This is a genomic window from Actinoplanes sp. NPDC019969, assembly GCF_055562375.1.
Window position 1 is genome coordinate 75277 of the sequence record NZ_JBVHFK010000020.1, and the last position, 15075, is coordinate 90351.

At 66.6% G+C, this 15075-nt stretch carries 16 protein-coding genes and 1 rRNA gene; 8 read left to right on the top strand and 9 right to left on the bottom strand.

The genetic code is table 11. The annotated features are described in order from the left end of the window. Positions 1-59 precede the first annotated feature (59 nt). The 3 genes from ACZ3II_RS40290 to ACZ3II_RS40300 all read left to right on the top strand — a co-directional run bounded on the left by ACZ3II_RS40290 (position 60) and on the right by ACZ3II_RS40300 (position 2460). Complete coding sequence (locus ACZ3II_RS40290) at positions 60-1082, top strand: hypothetical protein (RefSeq protein ID WP_465525527.1); 1023 nt, start codon at positions 60-62, stop codon at positions 1080-1082. Between the two features lie 125 nt (positions 1083-1207). Next, positions 1208-1753, top strand: a complete 546-nt coding sequence (locus tag ACZ3II_RS40295; RefSeq protein WP_465525529.1) for a hypothetical protein — start codon at positions 1208-1210, stop codon at positions 1751-1753. 170 nt (positions 1754-1923) lie between these two features. After that, positions 1924-2460, top strand: coding sequence for a hypothetical protein (locus ACZ3II_RS40300; protein ID WP_465525531.1), 537 nt, complete (start codon positions 1924-1926; stop codon positions 2458-2460). A 148-nt stretch (positions 2461-2608) separates the two neighbouring features. Here the strand turns inward: ACZ3II_RS40300 and ACZ3II_RS40305 are convergent, their stop codons facing one another. Beyond that, complete coding sequence (locus ACZ3II_RS40305; protein ID WP_465525533.1) at positions 2609-3244, bottom strand: HNH endonuclease family protein; 636 nt, start codon at positions 3242-3244, stop codon at positions 2609-2611. Between the two features lie 345 nt (positions 3245-3589). Here ACZ3II_RS40305 and ACZ3II_RS40310 point away from each other — a divergent pair, with 345 nt between their 5' ends. Next, complete coding sequence (locus tag ACZ3II_RS40310) at positions 3590-4174, top strand: calcium-binding protein (protein WP_465525535.1); 585 nt, start codon at positions 3590-3592, stop codon at positions 4172-4174. A gap of 528 nt (positions 4175-4702) precedes the next feature. Here the strand turns inward: ACZ3II_RS40310 and ACZ3II_RS40315 are convergent. Further along, entirely contained in the window at positions 4703-5050 is a 348-nt protein-coding gene (locus ACZ3II_RS40315) for a hypothetical protein (protein ID WP_465525537.1), read from the bottom strand. A 169-nt stretch (positions 5051-5219) separates the two neighbouring features. Here ACZ3II_RS40315 and ACZ3II_RS40320 point away from each other — a divergent pair, with 169 nt between their 5' ends. Both ACZ3II_RS40320 and ACZ3II_RS40325 read left to right on the top strand, forming a co-directional pair. Further along, positions 5220-5432, top strand: a complete 213-nt coding sequence (locus ACZ3II_RS40320; RefSeq protein WP_465525539.1) for a helix-turn-helix transcriptional regulator — start codon at positions 5220-5222, stop codon at positions 5430-5432. A 237-nt stretch (positions 5433-5669) separates the two neighbouring features. Next, positions 5670-5861: a hypothetical protein gene (locus ACZ3II_RS40325; RefSeq protein ID WP_465525541.1), complete on the top strand. Its 192-nt coding sequence runs from the start codon at positions 5670-5672 to the stop codon at positions 5859-5861. A 210-nt stretch (positions 5862-6071) separates the two neighbouring features. On the opposite strand, the gene ACZ3II_RS40330 is transcribed toward ACZ3II_RS40325, so the two are convergent. From ACZ3II_RS40330 to ACZ3II_RS40350, 5 genes are all read right to left on the bottom strand, one after another. Next, on the bottom strand, positions 6072-6560 hold the full coding sequence (locus ACZ3II_RS40330; RefSeq protein WP_465525542.1) for a hypothetical protein: 489 nt from the start codon (positions 6558-6560) through the stop codon (positions 6072-6074). Between the two features lie 32 nt (positions 6561-6592). Next, positions 6593-8245 carry an alpha/beta hydrolase gene (locus ACZ3II_RS40335; protein ID WP_465525544.1) on the bottom strand — a complete coding sequence of 551 codons (1653 nt, stop codon included), beginning with the start codon at positions 8243-8245 and terminating at the stop codon, positions 6593-6595. 7 nt (positions 8246-8252) lie between these two features. After that, the gene (locus ACZ3II_RS40340) at positions 8253-8567 is read right to left on the bottom strand and encodes a WXG100 family type VII secretion target (protein WP_465525546.1); all 315 of its coding nucleotides are present in this window, start codon (positions 8565-8567) and stop codon (positions 8253-8255) included. A 197-nt stretch (positions 8568-8764) separates the two neighbouring features. Then, on the bottom strand, positions 8765-9310 hold the full coding sequence (locus tag ACZ3II_RS40345; RefSeq protein WP_465525548.1) for an RNA polymerase sigma factor: 546 nt from the start codon (positions 9308-9310) through the stop codon (positions 8765-8767). A gap of 1399 nt (positions 9311-10709) precedes the next feature. Then, complete coding sequence (locus tag ACZ3II_RS40350; RefSeq protein WP_465525550.1) at positions 10710-11258, bottom strand: RNA polymerase sigma factor; 549 nt, start codon at positions 11256-11258, stop codon at positions 10710-10712. 41 nt (positions 11259-11299) lie between these two features. Here ACZ3II_RS40350 and ACZ3II_RS40355 point away from each other — a divergent pair, with 41 nt between their 5' ends. Beyond that, positions 11300-12637, top strand: a complete 1338-nt coding sequence (locus ACZ3II_RS40355; protein ID WP_465525552.1) for a serine/threonine-protein kinase — start codon at positions 11300-11302, stop codon at positions 12635-12637. On the opposite strand, the gene ACZ3II_RS40360 is transcribed toward ACZ3II_RS40355, so the two are convergent. Further along, the gene (locus ACZ3II_RS40360; protein WP_465525554.1) at positions 12628-13290 is read right to left on the bottom strand and encodes a hypothetical protein; all 663 of its coding nucleotides are present in this window, start codon (positions 13288-13290) and stop codon (positions 12628-12630) included. The genes ACZ3II_RS40355 and ACZ3II_RS40360 overlap by 10 nt on opposite strands. Positions 13291-13444: 154 nt before the next feature. Here ACZ3II_RS40360 and ACZ3II_RS40365 point away from each other — a divergent pair, with 154 nt between their 5' ends. Continuing rightward, on the top strand, positions 13445-14656 hold the full coding sequence (locus ACZ3II_RS40365) for a phytase (protein WP_465525556.1): 1212 nt from the start codon (positions 13445-13447) through the stop codon (positions 14654-14656). Positions 14657-14995: 339 nt separating this feature from the next. Here ACZ3II_RS40365 and rrf read toward each other — a convergent pair. Further along, a 5S ribosomal RNA gene (rrf, locus tag ACZ3II_RS40370) occupies positions 14996-15075 on the bottom strand; the annotation flags it as partial.

Here is a 15075-nt window from a genome sequence, read left to right on the forward strand (position 1 = left end):
CGAGGTGACGCTGCAGGGAGAACGAGGCGCACCGGCTCGGCGACGACTACAAGAACGCTGTGTTCGGTGATCTCGGCAGCGCCCTCGAACGCGCCACCATCGACCATCCCGGCGAGGCAGCCCGGCACCTGACCGAAGCGGTCGTCTACGAGACGGCCATCGACGAGTCGAACATCGGCGCCGATGGGAAGAAGTTGACCAGGGACGAGTTCATGAACGTGAACGTGATCCAGCCGGGCATGCGCGACTCGGTGGCCAACATCATGTCCGCGTACATCGTCGACGTGAACGCCAACATCGCCGCGACCCCCTACGCGACCGAACACAACGCCCACTTCGACCGGGACCAGCTGACGCGGCTGCTGGCCGACCTCGGCAAGGACGAGGGCGCACACGCCACCCTGACCAAGGCCGAGGCCGCGTACGGGGCCGCCGCCTACCAGCACATCCTCTCCGGCCAGCAGGACCCGAACGACGGCATGCCCAACAACATCAACGCGATGCAAGTCATCTCGAGCAACTACGGCACGGTGATGGGCGCCCTCGACATGGGAGCGAACGAGGCGACCATCCAGGACGGCAAGGACCAGGACGAGAAAAACAACAGTGGCATCGAAACGCGGTACAAGGTCATCGGTCCCCTGGTCGAGGGCGGCGTCGGCGCGCTGACCGGGAAGGTCCCCGGCGTCAGCGACGTGGTCAACGGATACCTCGGCACCGGCATGGAGAAGCTCGAGGAACTAGAGAAGCAGGACAGCACCGGCGCGGTCAGGTACCAGGTCGGCGAGGTCCTCAGCAACGGCCGAACCGCAGCCGTCGACATCGTCGAAGGCTCCATGTACCAGAGCGGAAAACTCGAGAACATGCCGGAGACCTTCATAGACAAGAGCACCGGTGAGCTAAGGCCGATGCAGACCTGGACCGAAGACGACTCCAAAGCGTGGGATCGGTACAAGGCCACGTATGGCATGGACACGGTGAATACCGCCGCCAACGATGCGAAGAACGCCTACAACCTCGGCTATGACGAGGCACAAAAGACCATCATCCCGGACCTGCACACAGGTGGTGACAAAAAATGAGATGCTGCGCCGCAGCGATTGTCGCCTTGGTAGTGGGCCTCGTAGCCACAGGGTGCACCGACAATGACGAGCCCACGAACGCGAACCCCTCGGACTCCAGCGCACCGGGCGCCAGCACCTCGTTCATGACGTTCGAAGAGGCGTACCAGCGGGTGCCCATCGATGGTGTGGGCGACCTGAAGATCTCCTGGGACGTGCCTCCTGCGGCTGACATCGACGACGTCCTCGCGGCCAGGCGCAGTCTCGCCTACGACTACTGGCTCTCTCAGGCGACCGACTGGAATCCGATCGTCCCCATCGCGCGATTCCTTCACACCGAGTGGTGGTACCAACAGGTCCTGGCCAAGCACGAATCGAACTCGATCAACAGCAATCCGTCCATCGGTCCCCTCTGGATCAAGTTCATGGGCACCGACAAGCTGGGGCCAGACCAGACTAGGGTGACGTTCTGCACCGACATCGGCTGGTGGCACCGGACCAGCGAGAGCGGCCAGCTGGTCCGGAAGAATCGGGCGAACCTGGAGTCACTGATCATGCACAACGTGCAGACGGGCGATGGCGAACGACACTGGCTCGTCAACCAGCACTTCAGCCCCGCTGACGACGAACGGGAAGCGAAGTACGGCGCAGAGTGCACGAAATGGGCACAACACGAACCGTCGGCACCCTGATATCTGACGAGGACTCAAACCATCATCCCGGACCGGCACAAGGGTGGTGATGGCGCGTGAGAGGGCGCGCTGCGGCGGTTGTGGCCGTGATGATGTGCCTGGTAGCAGTCGGCTGTACCGGCAAAGACGAACCAAAGGACGTAAAGCCTTCGGCCTCCAGCGCCTCAGGCATGACGTTCGAGGAGGCGTACCAGCGGGTGCCGATCAACGGAGTGGGCGACCTGAAGATCTCCTGGGACGTACCGGAGGCGGCAGACATCGACGAGGTCGCCGCAGCCCGCCGGAACATCGCCCACTTCTACTGGATGCACCAAGCCACCGACTGGACTCAAATCATGGCCGTCGCCCGACTGCTGTACACCGAGTCGTGGTATCAGCAGGTCGTCGGCGGTTTCGCGACGACCTCGGGGGCCAGTGACCCCTCGACTGGTCCTCTCTGGGTGAAGTTCCTGGGCGCGGACAAGCTCGACCCGAACAGATCCCGGGTGACGTTCTGCACCGACATCGGTTGGTGGGCGCCGGCCAGTTGGAACACGACAAAGCCCCGGAAGAACCGGGCGAACCTGGAGTCTTTCATCATGGAGAGGGTGCAGACCGGTGACGGTGAGCGCCGATGGCTCGCCAACCAGCACTTCAACCCCGATGGTGGCGACAGGGAAGCGAAGTACGGCGCAGAGTGCATGAAGTGGGCACAACACAAGCCCTGAGGAGATGCCGACCGCGGCACCCGGCCACTTCATCGCTAGGTACGCGGATCCGCCCGGGAGGCGGCCGGCCCTTTTCCTCTGCCGGGACCGCCCGTCGTAGTGATCCTGGTGAGGTAGCGGGCTGCTCCGCGGCGACGTTGGCCCGCTGTCAGGACGAGCAGGTGTTGAGCATGGTCTGCAGGGCGGTCTTCTCCGTAGCCTGCGCCTTCAGCGCCCAGTAGGACTTCGTCGCGATCCACATCTTCGCGTAGGTGCACCGGTAGGCGGTGCGCGGTGGCTGCCAGGTCGAGGGGTCCTGGTCGCCTTTGGCCTGGTTGACGTTGTCGGTCACGGCGATCAGCTGAGGGCGGGAGAGGTCGTTGGCGAAGCTCTGTCGTTTGCTGGTGGTCCAGGCGCTGGCGCCGGAGCGCCAGGCTTCGGCCAGCGGCACCACGTGGTCGATGTCGACGTCGCCCGCGGCGGTCCAGGTAACCCCGTCGTACGGGGAGTACCAGGAGCCTGAGGTGGCCGTGCAGGCGGAGCTGGTGACCACGTTCGAGCCGTCGCGCTTGAGGACGGTCTCGCGGGTGTTGCAGGTGCCGCTGATGGTGATCCAGTGGGGGAACAGGTCCCGGTCGTAGCTGCCGGCGTTGGCTTCGGCGGCGACGGTGATTCCGTTGAGCTGGCTCTGGGCGGTGGCCTTACTGGGGATGCCGGGCGGGGTGGCGGCGGCCGGACCGGTCGGCAGGCCCATGGCGACGGTGGCGGTGAGGACCGCGGCGAGCAGGTAGGGGGTACGGCGCATGGTCGGCTCCCATCGGCGGCGGGTGTCCCTGAAGTGACACCGCATAGATGGGAGTCAGTGTGTCGTGGTGATGGTGGACGCCGGCCATCCCGAACACGTCCTATGGCCGCCGGGATGGAGACGGTTTGGCTATCACCGGTCCAGCCATCACGTCCTCAGCGGCCTCCAGGCAGCGACTGCCTCATCAGGGTCGAGCAGGCGGGGGTCGGCTGCGACGGATCGGCGGGGTTGAGGCGGGCGATCCCGGTCGCCGTTATCGTTTCGTGATCGAAGTCCGAGAACTCGTTCCGCCGGCCGCGCATCGCACGTGATGTCTACCGACCTGATCGAGAAACGGATTTCCGGATGCGCAAGAGTGCCCTCGCCGCTGTCCTGCTCGGCACCACCCTGGCGACCCTGTTCGCCGCTCCGGCCCAGGCCGTCAGCGCCGGAATCGCCTTCATCACCCACGACGTCGGCGGTGGCAGCACGGTCCACTTCAAAGCCGGAACCGGCAAGGCGAACCGAATCGTCGTTACCAATGGCCCGGCCTACTACATCACCATCGACGACAGCTCCCCGATCCAGGCGGGCCGCGGATGCAAAGCGATCAAGGGCGACCGCACCAAGGTGAACTGCGGTGTGGGCGAACTGACCGAGCGGATCGAGATCGCCACCTACGACCGCAACGACAGCATCCTCAACCGGACCCGGATGAAGCTGATCGCCCACGGCGGCATCGGCAACGACACGATCACCGGTAACTCCTTCGGCGACGTCCTCTACGGCAACGACGGCGCGGACCGGATCTACGGCAACGGCGGCAACGACTACCTTTCCGGCGGCAACGGCAACGACACCCTGTACGGCGGCGCCGGCAACGACCGCCTCATCGGCGGCAACGGCAGCGACACGTCATACGGCGGCGCCGGCCACAACACGATCTCTTAAGACCCTCCCGCAGCGCCTTTCGAATAGGCGGGTGACCGACCGGCCGGATCCGGTCGAGTTTCGATGACCATCTCGCGAGGCCGCGCCCGCTGATCGGCGCGGAGGACCGCGCGCCATTCGGCCATGGTGGCGCGCTGACCTGCCGGTCATGAGGCCGACGAGTACGGGCACCGGCAGGCCGAACCGAACGGCACGAGGTAACCGGCGAGGGTGCCGGGCAGCGTCATCGCTTGGGGAGAACCTCACGAATCTGGGCCGCCACCCGGCACCGGTACAGCGTAGATGCTCCCGGCTGTAGGGATGTCGTCTCGTCGTGGTTGCCGCGATGCCGCGGCTTTGCCCGGCAGTTGTCTCGTTCGATCCAAGATTGCGGCCGGTCACCGCGTTGACCGGCAGCCGTTAGGCGGGGTCCGGCCGGTTCGGGGTTCGGCTGTCCCGACCCTGTTCGCGGAATCGGCGGTGACGGCGGCCGCCACGCCCTGAATCACCTGACACTGGGGGTACGTAGCCGCGCCCACCGGGCTGGACCTACTGCCATTCTTCGGTAAGCGCGGCGCCGATGATGGCGACCGGGACGAATGAGGTGCCGGCGATCAGCGCTACTCCGAGTGCGGAGAGCAGCCATGCCCGTCCGGTGCTGCGGGGCCGTCGAGCGCGCAGCCATAGCCACACCCCGACGGGGTACGTAAACACCGGTGCTATCAGCAACGGAACGGTGCCGAGCTGTTCCGTCGTGAGGTTCGACAGGCCTGCCATGCCGCCGGCGATGCCCATCGTCAGGAACATCACGGCGGACGGCAGCGCGCAAAGGCCGAGCAGGCACATGACGAAGATGAGGAGCCGGGCGGGCAGCCGCGACGGCGGGGCGTTTTCCACGCGGTGACCGTAACCATCGGGTGCACCCGGCAGCTTCCGCAAAGTAGGTCCGGACGCTGCAAGGAATTCCCGCAAGGTAAGTCCGGACACCGCAAGGTTCGACGGGCTGGACAGCAGTGGGCATGATCAGCCCGCGACGACTACTAGTCTCTGCCCTATAGTCGCGGGTATGCCAGTACAGCAGATTCGCCTGATGGGCGCGCACGAGATCCGGGTCCGCCTCGGCGGGGTGAGCCGCCAGCGGGCTTATCAGATCACCAGCCGGGCGGACTTCCCGAAGCCGGTCGCCGACCTGGCCCAGGGCAAGATCTGGCTTGTCGACGACGTCGAGGTGTGGATGCGGGCGCATCGCCGCAGCGAGGCCGAAGGCGACGAAGCCTGACGAGACTCTCCGCCTTCAGGGTGGCCGGCACCGCCTCCGGGCCGGCCCTTCCGGCGTGGGTCATCGAGACCGAACCGCCAAGGCGCCTTGGGCGTCGCGCAGGCCACCCTGATGAGCCGGGCGTGCGCCTTACCCGACGACGCGCCGTGGTCACACGGGAATCGCGGCCAGCCGTCGTGTCGTACTAGTGTACGAATATTGGCGGGTGGTCGTGCGGTCGTTGGTGGAGGTGTTGCCATGGCGGGTGGCAAGGTGCGGGACCTGGCCTGGGTTTTTCGTCCCGAGGCCGGACGTCCGGATGATCTTCAGGCGTTGGGCGGGGCGTTCGTGCACGCCGCCGGGCGGCCTGGGCCGGATGGCCTGGCAGAGGTGGTGCTGCGTGACGGGTCGCGGATCCAGGCACGGCGCACGGAGATCGTGGCCGAGTAAGGCAGAACGCCGGCCTTCACGGATCTTGTGACGTGAGAACTCCCCCTGCCTTCTCGTCGCCGTTCGGGACGGCCCCAGCGACACCCGGCTCCTACAGGTGCACCGCGCGCTGCCGAATGCGCGCGCCCCATCGATCGCCGCGGTCGACCGTGGTGGCGACTCGGTAGGGACGCCGGTGCCTGAGGGCCGGGGTCGTTCACGGCGGGCGCCTCAGTCCTTGAGAGGGTTCTCGCCGGCTGCCGGCATGTAGCAGGGGCTGCTGAAGGACACCGACACATGCTGAAGGTCAATCGTTGTGGTGATGGTGACGCTGTGGCCTGTAGTGGGATTGCGGGCGTCCAGGTTGCCGCGGGTTCCCTCGGCGAAGGTGGCGTCGTCGGTGATCTCCCAGCCTTGCCGCTCCAGGGTGGTTTTGATGCGTTGCAGCGTGGTGAGCTGATCGGTCGCGGCGACTTTCAGGTTGCCGCCGGCGCCGAGGTACCAGCGGTCGTCGTCGGCGAATTCCCCGTTGCGGCCCATGCAGGGTGTGGCATTGGCTGTCCAGTCGGTCAGTTCGGTGCCGACGACGTCAGCGATGGTCTTCGCGTCGGCGTCGACTTTCCGGGTGACTTCCGCGAAGGGTGCGGTCTGCAACGGGGCATCCTTTTCTGTCGGGTCGCCGGTCGAACAGCCGGCTGCCAGAGCGATCATGCTGGCCACACCGAGCAGCAGGGACGCTTTACTGCGGCGATTCACTGCCCAGGAGCCCTTCCGTGATACTGCGCGCGGTCGTAGTCACCGGTGATGACGAATGCCTGCGCTTTGAGGATGTTGCTGCCTTCCTCCCAGTAACCGCTGTGGCCGCGGGTGTCAGCGTGCAGCACGTTGGCACCGAACTCCGCGTCGTGAGGAGCGGGCCCGTGGATCGCCTTGAGGATCTCCGTGCCGCCGATGCCCTGCCACCAGGCATTGTTCTCCGGCCGCGCGACGAAGTTGTCGTCGGCGGCCGCGGTCGCCCAGGTGTGGCTACCCCCGGTGTTGAGATCACTGGCATGGTCCACCCGCATGCCGGGACTGCCCGCGACGATGATGTCGTCGGCGGCGACACCGTCGCCGTTGCTGCCGGCCTCGCCGACGACCGTGGACCCGTAGCTGTGCCCGATCAAGGTCATGTGTGTCGGCGATCCGTCGTGAGTGGCACGCAGTCCGTTGACGAAGCCGTCCAGTGCTTGAGCTCCGGCTTCGCTCTTGCCACCGAAGGGGGCCGTGACGATGTCAGCGCCACTGGCATCGTCACCGGGAGTGTCGTAGCCGAGCCAGGCGATGACCGCCACCGAGGTGCCGGGTCTCAGCCGTTCCGCTTCATTGTGAAGGTTCTCCGCACGGCGGATCTCCTTGTGATACTCGTCGAGTTCCGTCCCGACGCCGGGCACCACCACGGCGGTGTGCGCAGCGGTGTCGGGATCGCCGATCGCGACGACCGCTTTGCCGTCGCCGAGCGGGTCGAAGCCGAGCAGGTACATCGGGGTCTTGCCCTGCTGCTGGTTGTCCTCCAGCCGGTTGAGCAGCTTCAGGGCCTGGTCGTGCTGGGGGTTGTCGTCGGTCTGGGCCTTGTTGATGTTCTCGCCGAGATAGGTGCGCAGGGCCAGCTGGTTGGCGGCGTCCCGGTCGGCGGCGGGCAGACCGTCGAGGCCACCGACCCGGTCGGGCCAGGCGGTCAGGTAGATCTGGCGTTCGTCGGGTGACAGGCCGTCCCACCACCGTTTGACGTCGACAGGACTCGTACCGGCGGCGGGGATGGCGTCCTTCGACAATCCCAGCGCGGCCGCGGCGCTTTGCGCGCCCTCGCTGGCCTGGTTGTACTCCCACTCGTACTGGCCGTAGGCCAGCGCCCGCAACTCCTTCAGGGCGTTGACGACCCGGTGATCGGCGTCGGTGGCTTCGGCCAGGATCGTGGCGATCAGGTCGGCGTAGATGCCGGCGTTCTGCACGTTGCGCTGATGGATCACCTCACGGTCCGGGTCGTTCGCCATCGCCGGCCCGAGGTCGGGCGGGAAGATCCGCCCCTCACGGTCGACGCTCAGCCCGGCCGCGGCGGCGCCGCTGGCGACACCGCGCAGCCGCTGCTGCAGATCGGTGAAGTCCTCCACCGCGCGGCGCAACACGATCGCCGCCGTACGGCTGCGCAACGCGGCGACCTCGAACTCGTCGTCCAGCGTGTCCAGGCGCATGAAGGCTGCGGTAGCGGCCTCACCGGCCCATCCCGAGGCCCGCAACGGCCCGGTCAGGTCAGCGACCGCATCGTTCTCCAGCGCCTCGCACAGATCGGCGATCCGCTGCCATTCCTCGGCCGCGGCGACGAGCCGGTCGATGCGGGCCTCGTTGAGATCGGCGTAGGCGACCACGCCCGGCTCACCGGTTTCCGGCGGCGTAGAGGTGATCAGCGTTGGCCTGATCGGTGGTGCGGTAGTCCCGCGCGCACCCGTTCAGCCCGTCGCCCAGGGTGCCGAGGTAGTCGGTGAAACGGGTGACGTCGTCGTTCCACGCCCACATCAACGACTCCAGCCCTTCCCGCGTCGACCAGCCCGGCAGGCCCGACATCGCCGTCTCGGTCTCCGGCTCGACGTTACGGCTGCCCTGCCGCAACCGGTCCTGCAGATCAGCGCACGCACGCGCCGCCGCTTCTAGGACCGACGGGTCAACCTTCACCTCACTACTCACACCCATACAGTGAAATCTATCAACGCAACGCTAGAGATCATCGTTGTGCTGCGCAGATGCGGTCCCGGCCGTGCAACCAAGTCTTCGCGGCATCGTCGAACACGGCGGCGAGCTTGCCCTCGGCCACAACAGGGACCCTCCCGAAGCTCACAGGACTACGGTGCCGATGGCGGCAGAAATAGGTCCGGCACAGGCAACACCTATCACTGAGGGAAGTGCTCTACTCGTTGCTCGCTGACGAGGCGAGTGAGATGCTTGCGCGCGAACCGCAGGTGGGATCGAACGGTCGCCTCGGCCACACCTAGGTGCTCCGCGATCTCAGCAGTCTTGAACCCATCCACAGCTAGCTGGATGACCGCGCGCTGCGCTGGAGGAAGCTGGGCCAACATATGGTTTACCCACTGCAGGCCAGCCATGCTGTCATCGTCAGCAGACACGACTGGATTCATCCAGAACTTCCTAGCCAACAGATGCTCACGTTGACTGCGATCACTGCGACGAAACACACTGCGCAGTGCGGCCGTACGGACGTACGCAACCGGATTGTCGATCGAATCCCACCGACGCAGCGCCCCGATCATCGCTTCAGAGGCCGCGTCTTCGGCGTCGGCCATCGAGACGCCCGCCGCCATCAGATAGCGGATGAGGAAGGGGAAGTTCTTCCTGAAGAAGGAGTCGAAACCTTCGGGCGGGAAAGCGCCAGTAGGCGCACCCGAAGGTGCACCTGCTGGCTCACTCCCCACTCGCATGGCGTTGGTCGAACTCAGGTGGTCCTCATCCTGGGCCGCCTCGTGCGGGAGGCCCCCAACTTGATCTGCAACGGACCTGCTTTGATTTGTCCGCCAATCTTGACGTGACGCCTGAACCACATAGCTGTCGTGCTGACCACAAGCCTCCCCTTGGCCATGACCGCGCGACCGACACGTAGGGCACTTCCGCCGATGCGCCTGCTCCACAGGGGCAGAACGGAGGCCAACTCCAGCAACAGCTGCAGGGCGAGAGCAGCGATCGCAAAATCGAACGCAGTGCTCAACTCGTCATGTACCGGCAGCAGCTCCTGAACACGTTGCCCCAAGACGGTGATCACGATAACCACCGACGTAGGCCTGTACCGCCGGTAGAAAGGCCGGCTGGTACTGACGCACTCTGCTTTCCCCGCAGGCCGCCTCTTCGGCATGCCTGCCTCCTCTCGGTCAGCAAACCACCTCACGCGGTGCGTAAGGAGACTCGCCGCCGCGCGCACCCGTGGCAGGAAGCATGACGACGGCGAGTGCCAACATCTCTATAGGAGGGCTCCGCGGCAGGTCAACGGATCCTCCGGGGTACGGCCCAGCTTCCACTCCGGAGGGTGACGAGTCGGCGTGGAGGCTTGACCACGGCCAGCGCCCTGCTTGGCCGTGGTGAATATTGCCGACCTCATCCCCTTCGAGGGCTGGGTCTTGATGTGAAGTTGTGTGCCGGCCCGCCGCCTATGCTTCCTTGCCACGGGTGCGCGAACGGCGGGTCCGGCTGACCGAGAGAAGACTCCGTGCCCGGCAGGCTCAGAAGACTCATCTCGCAAGAGCAGCAAGATGCCCAGCCCGGCGGGCTCGTCGCCGCTAGCACGGGCATTCAAACCGTCACAACTACTGACGGCAGGCCTGCTGGCATGTCGACGATGACCGAGCGACCGAAAATCGCCAACACGGTGACGGACATTTGCTGCTCTCGTACGTAGGAGACGGCGAGAGGCCAAATCGTGCAACGCTCGACCAAGATTTTTTGGGCAAGTAACGGACAAGCACACGTCGGCGCACTCGACCGCAACAGCTCCTCAGGCACGTGCCCTCACCGCCGCATCGGAAAGACGTCCCGGGCAAAGGCGCTGTCATCAGGGAAGGTAAGCCTTGCCGGTCGCTCCAAGCGGCCGCATAGCATCGCCGCGACACGCGATCCACACGGGAGCGACATACGTCTACTATGGCGCAGCAGCAGCCACGTTTAAGCAGCTCAGACGGCTCCGTGACGGCCAAAAAGTCACCGGTCATGGGGCTTAAAAGTCCACAGCTCTGCCATTGAGCTAGCAGCCCGCGGATGCAAGGTTACCCACCCTGCTCCGTCACGCAATCATTGCACCCGCCTTAGGTGTCGCGCCTTCGAGATACCGCCTCACAGACCAGCGAGCAGATACTCCCGGACCTGGCCCCGGGCCTGGTGGATCCGGGACTTCACGGTGCCTTCCGGGATGCCCAGGTGGGTGGCGATCTCCTTGTAGTCGAGCTGGCAGATGTCCCGCAGCACCATCGGGGCCACCAGGTCGGCCCGGGAGGCCTCCAGCCGCTCCAGCGCGTCCAGCAGGTCGAGGCGGGAACCGGCGATCACGCTGGTGGTCCGCGCGTCCGCCACGTCGACCGGCATCTCCGCATAGCCCTGCTCGGCGGCACGGCGTTTCAGCGTCCGGTACGTCTGGCGTGACCCGTTGGCGATGATCACGTGCAGCCAGGTGGTGAACTTCGACCGGCCCTCGAACTTCCCGATGTTGCGCGCCACCTGCATGAGCACGTCCTGGCAGGCCTCCTCGGCGTCCTGATAGCAGGGCAGGAACCGCGAACACTGCCGCAGCACCCGCGGCCGGATCCCGGCCAGCAACGCCTCCAGCGCCGCCCTGTCGCCCGCCGCCGCGAGTCTGGCCAATTCTTCCTGTTGATCGTCCCGCACGCCGCCCCCGTTCAATATTCAACAGAGCTGATAATACGAAGGTGCGTGTACCAACGATCATCGGTCGATACCGGATCACCAAGCGTCTCGGATCAGGCGCGTTCGCCACGGTCTGGCTGGCGGAGGACGACGTCCTGGAGTCGCAGGTGGCGATCAAGATCCTGGCCGAGAACTGGGCGCACCACCCGGATGTCCGGGCCCGGTTCGAGCAGGAGGCCCAGGTGCTGCGCCGGGCCGATTCGGAGCGACTGGTCCGGGTGCACGATTTCGGCGAGCTGCCGGACGGGCGCCCGTACCAGGTGATGACGTACGCGGCCGGCGGCACCCTCGCCGACCGTCTGGAACTCGGCCCGATGCCGGTCCGCACCGCGCTGCGCACCGCCGGGGACATCGCCCAGGCCGTGAGCGTCCTGCACGCCTCCGGGGTCCTGCACCGCGACCTGAAGCCGTCGAACGTCCTCTTCGACACGGTCCGCGGCGCGGAACGGGTGCTCGTCGCCGATCTCGGCCTGGCCAAGGAGATCGCGCACGCCTCGGGTTTCACGGTGGTCGCCGGCACCCCCGGCTACATGGCCCCGGAACAGCACCTTCCCGGCGGCGGCCTGGACGTCCGCGCCGACGTGCACGCCATCGGCGCGATGACGTACCAGATGCTGACCGGCCAGCCCCCACAGCCGGGGCGGGCCGCGCCGTCGAAGGTCCGCCCCGGGGTTCCCCGCCAGGTGGACCGGGTGGTGATGCGCGCCCTCGACGCCGACCGGGACCGCCGCTGGCCGTCGACTGCCGCCTTCGCGGAGGCGCTGAGGGCCTCCACCACCGGCCCGAACCGGGTGCTGCGGTTCCTGCGCCGCAGCATGGGTTTCCTGGCGGCACTGGCCCTGCTCGCTCTCACCGCCGGCGCGACAGTGCCGGGCGCCATCCCGCACGGCTGGGTCCGGGTCGCCGACACCGAGCCGAAGATGTCGCTCGCGGTGCCCGGCGCGTGGGCCGGCCAGCTGCGGAACTCGGGCTGGAATCCCGCGTCGGTGGGCATGCCGTCCGGCACCGAGGCGGGCTTGCAGATCGGCGCCGATCTGAGCGACACGAATTCGCCGGGGGTGTTCGCGGGGATCAGTCGCTGGCTGGCTCCGGGTTCGGCGGCCAGGCTCCCGTCCCACCCGGAGTGCGTACGGCAGCCGGATCGCCCGGTGACCGCGGCGGATCGCAGCGGCCGGGTGCAACGCTGGATCGCCTGCTCCGGTGGCACGGTCTCGTACAGCGAGGTGCTGCTCACCCGAACCGGCGGCGTCGAAGGGGTGTACCTGCAGATCCGCCAGGACAGCGGCGCCAACGACCTCACCGACGAGGTGCTCCGCACACTGCGGATCGATCACTCGTAACAGTTCTGGTCGTCGTGCTCGAGAGCCATGTCCTCCAGCTTGTAGTCCCGGAACCCGAACCGGTAGTGGGCTTTGTCGCCACCGGCATTCCGCCCGGAGTAGGCTTCCGCGTCACCCTTGAACTCGAAGTTCTCCGTGACGACGCGAAAAACCAGGCCGGGGTACGCCTTCTTCACCTCCTCGTACGTGCTACCGATCCGAATGCCCTCCGGGGTCGCGACCCGTCCCCATGCGGGGATGAAGACGAGGCCCCGGTCGGAGGAGTAGACGACCTGAACGTCATCCGGCTTCGCGGCTCTGATCGCCGCGCCGCCGCAGCCGTCGCCCACCTCCGGCGAGACGAGTTCCCCGGTCTCCGCCGCGCTCTGCACGCTCATTCCGATCCGCAGCTTGCCGACCCCGGTGGGGCCGAAGACGAGCTTCTCGGTCTTCGGTGTGGCCGAGGTCTGCGACGGCGTGGGCGATGAGCTCACCGACGGGCGGGAACTCGCCGACGGAGACGCTGCGGGGGTGGAGGCGGCAGCGGTGGCGGGGGCCGCGGTGACGCCGCCGGCCGGCCTGGCCTCGCCGGCGACATGCTGAGGGTTGCCCCCGCAGGCAGCGGTCAGTGCCACCCCGGACAGCGCGGCCAGGACCAGGATCGTACGTCGCATGTGCTTCAACTTTCTGTACCTCGATCGATTACATGCTGCGATGCGGCTCTCGGCGACCTGGTTCGTGAGCACCGGTAACGGATCGATAACGGCCACAGCGGTGTTCAGCAACCATCCATCCAACGGTCAGGTCGATCATGGATCGTCGTCTTCCATGCAACGGACTACCGGTATCGCCGCGCTCGTCGCCCTGACCACGCTCGCCGCCGGCGCGCCGGCTTTCGCCGCGCAGCGCCCGCCCCGCGAGATCACGGCGACCGTGGAGACCTCCGCCCTCTTCGACGACGAGGCCGGCGGCGACGCGGACGCCGACGACCCCGCGATCTGGATCAACGCGGCCGACAAGGCCCGCAGCCTGGTCATCGGCACCGCCAAGAACGGCGGCCTGCGCGTCTACGACCTCAAGGGCCGCGAGATCCAGTCGATCGCCACGCCCGAGGGTGGCCGTTTCAACAACGTCGACATCATGACCGGCTTCACGTTCGGCAAGAAGAAGGTCGACGTCGCCGTGGTCACCGACCGCGGCCTCGACAAGCTGCGGATCTACCGGATCGAGGCGAGCGGCCTCACCGACATCACGTCGGCTGACGCCCCGCTGCTCTTCTCCAAGAACCAGGCGGAGGTCGAGGAGCAGGCCACCGCCTACGGCGTCGCCGTCTATGACCGGTACGCCGTGGTCAGCCGCCGCCACAGCACCCGTCTCGGCATCTTCCGCCTCGAGGAGAGGAACGGGAAGGTCACCTACCGCACCACCGACACCCTGGACCTGCCGAAGCAGTTCCGTCTCCCCAACGGTGCCGGCTGGACCCCCTGCGGCGAGCCGGGCGAGGACCCACAGGTTGAGGGAATGGTCGTCGACGCCGAGGCCGGCATCCTCTACGCCGCCCAGGAGGACGTGGCCCTCTGGCGCATCAGCCTGAAGGGCGGCACGTTCAGCAGCATTCCCCGCGTCGTCGAGCACGTCCGCGAGTTCGGTCAGCCCGCCACCTACGACCCGGAGACGGAGGAGTGCACCGTCGCCTACACGAACGCTTTCGGCGGCCGCATCACCGCCGACGTGGAGGGCGCCACCATCTACAAGACCGGCAAGCGTGACGGCTACCTGATCGTCTCCAGCCAGGGCGACAGCCGCTTCTTCGTCTACGACCGCCGTACCAACAAGCCCGTGACCATCTTCCAGGTCAATGACGGCAAGAAGATCGACGGCGACCAGCACTCCGACGGTGCCGCCGTCACATCGACCCCGCTGCCCGGCTACCCCAAGGGCCTCCTCGTCCTCCACGACGGCGAGAACACCCCCAACAACGACCGCACCAGCACCAACTTCAAGTTCGTCGACTGGCGCTCCCTCCACCTACCCTCCTAACCCCAACAGCAAAGGCTGGCCCTCCACAGGAGGGCCAGCCATTTTTCATCCGGTCTGGCGGGTAGCCGCGCTGCTAGTAGCCCGGCTCGTAGCTGGTGGCTGGTGATGGATGGGCCGGCCCGGGGCTGAGGGCAGCTGGAGGCGAGGGAATGCCGTGAGTGGGGATAAGCGCAGTCGATGGTGCATAGGTTTTGCCGGCGGTGGTGCCCACGAAGGGATCAAGCCTGACCGCCCTGAGTGAGCACCACCGCCGGCAAAACCGACCCCACAGGTAAACCAGACACCAAACGCAGAAAAGGCCCACCCGGATACCCGGGTGGGCCTTTTCTGTCACGTTGAGTCCGGCGGCGTCCTACTCTCCCACACCCTCCCGAGTGCAGTACCATCGGCGCTGGAGGGCTTAGCTACCGGGTTCGGAA